The organism is Gemmiger formicilis, from assembly GCF_016901605.1.
In the GTDB taxonomy this organism is placed as follows: domain Bacteria; phylum Bacillota; class Clostridia; order Oscillospirales; family Ruminococcaceae; genus Gemmiger; species Gemmiger formicilis_B.
In genome coordinates this window covers 1-254 of record NZ_JACJKP010000654.1, presented here as the reverse complement: position 1 = coordinate 254, position 254 = coordinate 1, and the positions used below count along the sequence as shown (strand labels likewise).

Genomic DNA, 254 nt, shown 5'->3' with positions numbered 1-254 from the left:
GGCCACCAACCTGCTGATCCCGGTGGTCAGCCTGGGTGTGTCTTATGCGGTGATCCGCTTTGGCCTGGACCGGGCCGTGCGCAAGGACAGTGTCTTTGTGAACGGCGGACTGACCATCTTTGCGGGATTTGCCCTGCTGCTGGTGGCCATGCCGCTGGTGCGGCTGATCCCCAACGCCGGGGATTATCTGCCCTGGCTGTACCTCTGCGTGCTGGCCAGCTGTCTGCGTACCCTGTGTACCCAGTTCATCCGGG

General features: G+C 63.4%; 1 pseudogene. It reads left to right on the top strand.

The features are described from left to right. Positions 1 to 254, top strand: a pseudogene (locus tag H6B10_RS16330) (lipopolysaccharide biosynthesis protein); the annotation flags it as partial.